We start from the raw sequence: 6,372 nt of genomic DNA on the forward strand, positions 1-6,372 counted from the left end.
GCGGCGTGAAGATCGCGGTCGTCAGCGAACAGGCATCCGGCGAGCGCCGGGTCGCCGCCACGCCCGAGACCGCGCGCAAGTTCATCGCGCTGGGTGCCGAGGTCGCGGTCGAGGCCGGCGCGGGCACCGGCGCCTCGATCGCCGATTCGGATTATGCCGCCGCCGGCGCCTCGCTGGGCGACCGCGCCGCGACGCTGGCGGGCGCCGCGATCGTGCTGGCGGTGCAGCCGCCCGCGCCCGAGTCGCTCGCCGGGGTAGCGCCGGGCGCCTGGGTGGTGGCGATCATGGCGCCGTTCGGCGACGGTCGCGCGCGAGTCGCGGCCTATGCCGCGGCAGGCTACGAGGCGCTCGCGATGGACCTAATGCCGCGGATCACGCGCGCGCAGGCGATGGACGTGCTGTCGTCGCAGTCCAATCTCGCCGGATACAAGGCGGTGATCGACGCGGCGGCGGAATATGGCCGCGCCTTGCCGATGATGATGACCGCGGCGGGCACCGTCTCGGCGGCGCGCGTCTTCGTGATGGGGGTCGGCGTCGCCGGGCTCCAGGCGATCGCCACCGCGCGGCGCCTCGGCGCGCAGGTCTCCGCCACCGACGTGCGCTCGGCGACGAGAGAGCAGATCCTGTCGCTCGGCGCCAAGCCGGTGTTCGTCGAGGCGGTGGCGGGGATCGAGGGCGAGGGCAGCGGTGGCTATGCCGGCGAGATGTCGCCCGAGTACCAGCGGGCGCAGGCCGAGCTGGTGTCGGCGCACATCGCCAAGCAGGACATCGTGATCACCACCGCGCTGATCCCGGGGCGCGCGGCGCCGCGGCTGGTGAGCGACGCCCAGCTCGCGACGATGCGCCCCGGCAGCGTGCTGGTCGACCTCGCGGTGGAGCAGGGCGGCAACGTCGAGGGCGCGGTGGCGGGCGAGATCGTCGAGCGCCACGGCGTGCGCATCATCGGGCACCGCAACGTGGCGTCGCGGCTCGCAGCCGATTCGACGGCGCTCTACTCGCGCAACCTGTACAACTTCCTCTCGACCTTCTGGGACAAGGAGCAGGGCCGCCCGGTGCTCGACGCCGAGATCGGCGACGCGGTGCGGCTCACCCGCGGCGGCGCGGTGGTGAACGCGAGGCTGGTGTCGTGAGGGGATGTAAGGGTGCGGCGGGGTGGATCGTCGCGGGCGGGGCCGCGCACGAGCGCGGCGACCGCCCCTCGCGCGGCGCCCTCCGCGACGCCTGGTTCGCCGCGCGCGGCCTGCTCACCGTCCGCCTCGCCGCGAGCGACGTGCTCGACGACCCCGACGCCACCGTGCGCCACCTCGTCACGCTCGCCGCCACCCGCACCGCCGGAGCACAATGATGGACTTCGTCGCGATCCTGTCGATCTTCGTGCTGGCCTGTTTCGTCGGCTATTACGTCGTCTGGTCGGTCACGCCCGCGCTGCACACGCCGCTGATGGCGGTGACCAACGCGATCTCCAGCGTGATCATCGTCGGCGCGCTGATCGCGGGCGCGGCGGCGGGGAGCACCGGCTCGAAATGGCTCGGGCTCGCCGCGGTGGTGCTCGCCAGCGTGAACATCTTCGGCGGCTTCGCGGTCACGCAGCGGATGCTGGCCATGTACAAGAAGAAGGAGCGGCCGGCACCGCGGCCGTGAGGGGGGAGAGCCAAGTGGAGCACGTCGCGGTGAACCCCTGGGTCGCGCTGGCCTATCTCGTCGCCGGCGTGTGCTTCATCCTGGCGCTGCGCGGGCTCTCCAGCCCCGCCACCAGCCAGCGCGGCAACCGCTTCGGCATGATCGGCATGGGCGTCGCGGTGGTGACCACGCTCGTCACGCACGTGCCGCTCACCGCCACGCTGATCGAGGGCGCGGATTACGCGGCGCTGATCGCCCGGGTCGACTATGCCGCGGCGTTCGAGATCGTCGCCGCGATCGCGCTGGGGGCGGTGATCGGCGTGGGCGCGGCGCGGCGCATCGCGATGACCGCGATGCCGCAGCTCGTCGCCGCCTTCCACAGCCTCGTCGGCCTCGCCGCGGTGCTGGTCGCCGCCGCCGCCTTCCTCAACCCGGTCGCGTTCGGCATCGCGGTGCCGGTGCTCTTCCCCGACGGCAGCGCGGCCGCGCTGATCAACCCAGTCAGCCGGATCGAGATGGGGCTCGGCGTGGCGATCGGCGCGATCACCTTCTCGGGCAGCGTGATCGCTTTCCTCAAGCTCAACGGCAACATGGGCGGCAAGCCGATCCTGCTGCCCGGACGCCACGCGATCAACCTCGGCGTGCTCGCGGCGATCCTGCTGCTGGTGGCCTATTTCACGGTCGACCAGTCGCCGTGGGTGTTCTGGACGGTGACGCTGCTGTCGTTCGCGATCGGCTTCCTGCTGATCGTGCCGATCGGCGGCGCGGACATGCCCGTGGTCGTGTCGATGCTCAACAGCTACTCGGGTTGGGCCGCGGCGGCGATGGGCTTCACGCTCCACAACAGCGCGATGATCATCACCGGCGCGCTGGTCGGCTCGTCCGGCGCGATCCTCAGCTACATCATGTGTCGCGCGATGAACCGCAGCTTCGTCAGCGTGATCGCGGGCGGCTTCGGTGCCGAGGCGGGCGGCGGCGCGGGCGGTGCGGCGGCGAGCGACCGCGCGTGGAAGCGCGGCTCGGCCGAGGACGCCGCCTTCCTGATGAGCCAGGCCGAGCAGGTGATCATCGTGCCCGGCTACGGCATGGCGGTGGCGCAGGCGCAGCACGTGCTGCGCGAGATGGCGGACAAGCTCAAGGCGCACGGCGTCCGCGTGAAATATGCCATCCACCCGGTGGCGGGGCGCATGCCCGGGCATATGAACGTGCTGCTCGCCGAGGCCAACGTACCGTACGACGAGGTGTTCGAGCTGGAGGACATCAACTCCGAGTTCGCGCAGACCGACGTGGCGTTCGTGATCGGCGCCAACGACGTCACCAATCCCGCGGCGAAGACCGACCGCAGCTCGCCCATCTACGGCATGCCCGTGCTCGACGTCGAGAAGGCCAAAACAATTCTCTTCGTCAAACGCTCGATGGGCGGAGTCGGCTATGCTGGAGTCGACAACGAGGTCTTCTACCGGGACAATACCATGATGCTGCTCGCCGACGCCAAGAAGATGGTGGAAGAGATCGTCAAGTCGCTCGACTGAGGCGATGGCCCTCCCGTTCCATGGCGCCGCCACCGCGCCGGCGTTCGCTCTCGCCAGCCTCGACGGCACCGGCGCACTGGACGCGCGCGAGGCGATCGCGCTGCTCGGCGGCACGATCGTGGCACATCACCCGCTCGCCGTGGCGCCGGGTGCCCTCGCGCTGCGCGAGGACGCGCCCGCGGTGGTGCTCGATCTCACCGACGCCGACGACGCGCTGGCGCATGACGCGGTCGCCGCGGTAGACTCGCTCGCGGCGGCGCGCGGGTGGCGCGTGATCGTCGCTTTCTCGATCGCCCAGATCGATCCCGTCGTCGCCGCGCTGGGCGAGGAGGCAGGCGCGGTCCAGCTGCTGTGCGAGCCCGACCGGGCCGAGTGGATCGGCGCGCTCGCAGTGGCGGCGGCACGCGGCGGCGGTGGTGTACGCTCACCCGAGCGCGACTCCGAGCGGCTGGCGCGCCTCAGCGCGGAGGTGGCGCGGATCGCGGCGCTGCTCGCCCGGCTGAGCGACGGCGGCGTGGCGCTCGACCGCGCCGAGGAGCCGCGCCTCGCTTTCCACGCCGCCCCGGCCGCCGCGGTGGCGGTGACCGCCGCCCAGCTGCGCGCCGTGCTGCGCGCGCGCCGGCTGCGTGACCGTTTCCTCGGCAAGGGTCTGTGCGAGGATCCCGCCTGGGACATGCTGCTCGACCTCTACGCCGCGCGGCTGGAAGGCCGGCGCGTCTCCGTCTCGAGCCTGTGCATCGCCGCGGCGGTGGCGCCGACCACCGCGCTGCGCTGGATCACGCGTCTGACCGAGCGGCGTCTGCTCGCGCGCACGCCCGATCCGGGCGACCGCCGCCGCGTCTTCATCGGGCTGACCGACGAGGCGGTGCGGGCCTTGGAGGCCTATCTCGGGGCGCTCGCCGAAGCCGGGCTGCCGCTGGCGTGAGCGCGGCGATGGCACGCCCGCTCGGCCCGGTATGTCACCGGCAGGCACACCGCCCTCAGCGGGCAGGATCGACGCCGAGCCAAGCGACCAGACGCTTGTAGACGTCCGCGACTCGCTCGACCGCATATTCGGCGAGCTCGACGAAGAAGGCCGCGTCATCCATGATCACCTCCGCCCCCGCCCACAGCGCGAGCAAGGGTGATTCGCTACGACGTTGATCGACGGCCCAACGCATCTGTCCCATCTTGAGGCAGGAGGAAGGCGCGCGGCGCCCGGTGACCGGAACGTCGAGACGCTGCCGCTGCACCTTGCTCGGTGGTCGGCAAGCCCTCCGCACCGCCGCGCTGGTGACCGCCCGCGACACCGCGTCGGGTGATGAGCTGAGACTGGCTTGCGACTCGGCTCTGTCGCCGCTGGCAACCGTCTGGGTAAGTGTCTCGAACGCATCCCCTGACGCTCGAGGGCCTTCGTGGCGTCGCGGCAATGCGGTGGTGCTGCCGCACCGAAGCTCGCCGCGGGCAACTCGCCATCGGACGCCCGAGCGCGATCACTCGTGCGGACGGCTGGAGTTCTCACCTCGGATATATAGGAGGCCGTTGGTGATGACCGACCGCTTAACGAGACCCACAATCAGCGACCGATCATAGGGTCCCGCGAGCGTGGGCATCGCAGGAGTGGCTCCAGGTGCGCGTGGCAACGCGCCCGCCCAATACGCGTCAGCGAGCGCGTCATGATAGTGTCGCCGGAGAAGGTAAGCGTGGGATTGATCTGGCAGGAGCGCTTGCCCGCTCGCATCGCGTGGGACCGTGTCGGCATATTGGTTTCCCCACGTGTCCAGGGTTCGACCCGGTGCAACGATAGTGACGACAGGGAACGGGCATCGTGGTAAGCCCAGCTCGACCCGGCAGGCCATCCGAGTCACGACGCTCATCGCTTCGCCGTCCACAAACACGATCGCGGAACGATCTGCCGAAGCGCGTCTGATCAAACCCCGCCATTCCTCGCTCACCAGAGCCGGAGTGGTAATGAAAAGGCCGATGATCGACGCTACCATGATCGCCGTGAGCGCGATCACGAAGCCGCGCCACTCTAGCGAAGCGATCCCGTTGGCGGCGATGATGAGCGGGAACAACGACAGCCAAAGTATCGTCCTCGGAAGAAAGACGGGCTGCTTTAAACTGATGATGACGAAGAGCGCGCTAGCGTAGACCAGGCAGGCCAGCGCGAGCCGGGTGCCGGGCTCGCGTCGGCTCCTCCACGTTCCCAGCGCGAAGAAGAGGCCGAACGGTATCGCGACAGGAAGCTGCGCCACGGTCAGCTGCCGGGATTGTAAAACGGTGGAGACGTAGACCGTGAGGTCCCGTTTGAACCTCAGCCCCTCCATCCAGTTCAGGTTCCCGTTCGGGTTCGCGACCTGCAAGGCGGTCATATAGAGCCACCAGGCGGAGCCAAGGACGATCGCCGCATTGGCCAGGACGATCGCGGCCCACGCCCGCGTCGAAAAGGCAGCGTTCCGCGGCCTGAGAGGGGGATAGACCGTCACCATCGCGGCCGTTGCGGCGAGGGGCCACACGATGGCCGTGGTATGGAGATAGATTCCCGCGATCGCGCCCAGGACGTACGAAAGCCATCCCACGACCTCGCCTCGACGCGTCGTCGCCTTGACCAGGGTCAGGACGCCGGCAAAGGAGACCGCTATCGCCAGGTAGAGGAAGATGTAGGCCCTCACCTGAAGAGAGAAGTAAAGTTGCTGGGACGAAAGGGCTAGGATCAGAGCCGCGGCCACGCCGGCTCGCCGCCCGTATAGGCGGGAGATCACCCCGAATAGCACGGCGATCGCGGCTACACTGGCAATGATCCCCGGTAATCTTACCCCCGCTCGTGAAAGCCCGAACGCCTCGATCCAGCCGCGCAGGATCGTATAGTAGAGCGGTGGGTTGGTCTCGCGCAGCATCCACGGCCCCCACAGCCGGTGGAGCGGCTGGGACGCGAAGAACACCGAGGCGTATTCGTCGAACCAGAGCGAGTGATCCGCCAGCGCGACGCGCGATGCGAACGCGACGGCCACGAGGCCGGCCAAGATCATCAGGCTGCCCGGCGTTGAAGCGGGGCCCCCGTGCCGCCCGGCGTTGAGATGGCGTGACGCCTGCGCCTCCATGCCCCGATCCCCCTCGCCTGACGCGTCGCTCGTTGTTGTGACTCAGCCGCGTTTGCGCCAGGTGAAGATCGACGACATCGCGTAGTTCCAGACCGTGGTCACCGCGATACCGGCGAGCGCCGACACGATCAGGTAGT

7 protein-coding genes are annotated in these 6,372 nt (G+C 69.7%); 5 read left to right on the forward strand and 2 right to left on the reverse strand.

The window, feature by feature from the left end; translation table 11 throughout:
- Window positions 1-5 precede the first annotated feature (5 nt).
- The 5 genes from FHY05_RS18585 to FHY05_RS18605 are packed head-to-tail and all read left to right on the forward strand — an operon-like array spanning window position 6 to window position 4,077.
- Entirely contained in the window at window positions 6-1,130 is a 1,125-nt protein-coding gene (locus FHY05_RS18585; protein WP_183945921.1) for an NAD(P) transhydrogenase subunit alpha, read from the forward strand.
- The gene (locus FHY05_RS18590; protein ID WP_183945922.1) at window positions 1,127-1,345 is read left to right on the forward strand and encodes a hypothetical protein; all 219 of its coding nucleotides are present in this window, start codon (window positions 1,127-1,129) and stop codon (window positions 1,343-1,345) included. The genes FHY05_RS18585 and FHY05_RS18590 overlap by 4 nt, the downstream gene beginning before the upstream one ends.
- Window positions 1,345-1,641, forward strand: coding sequence for an NAD(P) transhydrogenase subunit alpha (locus tag FHY05_RS18595; RefSeq protein ID WP_183924186.1), 297 nt, complete (start codon window positions 1,345-1,347; stop codon window positions 1,639-1,641). The genes FHY05_RS18590 and FHY05_RS18595 overlap by 1 nt, the downstream gene beginning before the upstream one ends.
- Window positions 1,642-1,655: 14 nt before the next feature.
- Entirely contained in the window at window positions 1,656-3,152 is a 1,497-nt protein-coding gene (locus tag FHY05_RS18600) for an NAD(P)(+) transhydrogenase (Re/Si-specific) subunit beta (RefSeq protein WP_183945923.1), read from the forward strand.
- Window positions 3,153-3,156: 4 nt separating this feature from the next.
- The gene (locus tag FHY05_RS18605) at window positions 3,157-4,077 is read left to right on the forward strand and encodes a winged helix DNA-binding protein (protein WP_183945924.1); all 921 of its coding nucleotides are present in this window, start codon (window positions 3,157-3,159) and stop codon (window positions 4,075-4,077) included.
- Between the two features lie 55 nt (window positions 4,078-4,132).
- Here FHY05_RS18605 and FHY05_RS18610 read toward each other — a convergent pair whose 3' ends face one another.
- Together FHY05_RS18610 and FHY05_RS18615 are read right to left on the reverse strand one after the other, a co-directional pair.
- Entirely contained in the window at window positions 4,133-4,273 is a 141-nt protein-coding gene (locus tag FHY05_RS18610; RefSeq protein WP_183945925.1) for a hypothetical protein, read from the reverse strand.
- Window positions 4,274-4,624: 351 nt separating this feature from the next.
- Window positions 4,625-6,235, reverse strand: coding sequence for a glycosyltransferase family 39 protein (locus tag FHY05_RS18615; RefSeq protein WP_183945926.1), 1,611 nt, complete (start codon window positions 6,233-6,235; stop codon window positions 4,625-4,627).
- Window positions 6,236-6,372 lie beyond the last annotated feature (137 nt).

Source organism: Sphingomonas sp. BK580 (assembly GCF_014194975.1).
Classification (GTDB): Bacteria; Pseudomonadota; Alphaproteobacteria; order Sphingomonadales; family Sphingomonadaceae; genus Sphingomonas.

What these genes read in the sequence shown, in the direction of transcription:
- FHY05_RS18605 (WP_183945924.1), top strand. Translation starts at nt 3,157, where the DNA reads ATGGCCCTCCCGTTCCATGGCGCCGCCACCGCGCCGGCGTTCGCTCTC.
- FHY05_RS18595 (WP_183924186.1), top strand. Translation starts at nt 1,345, where the DNA reads ATGGACTTCGTCGCGATCCTGTCGATCTTCGTGCTGGCCTGTTTCGTC.
- FHY05_RS18615 (WP_183945926.1), bottom strand. Translation starts at nt 6,235, where the DNA reads ATGGAGGCGCAGGCGTCACGCCATCTCAACGCCGGGCGGCACGGGGGC.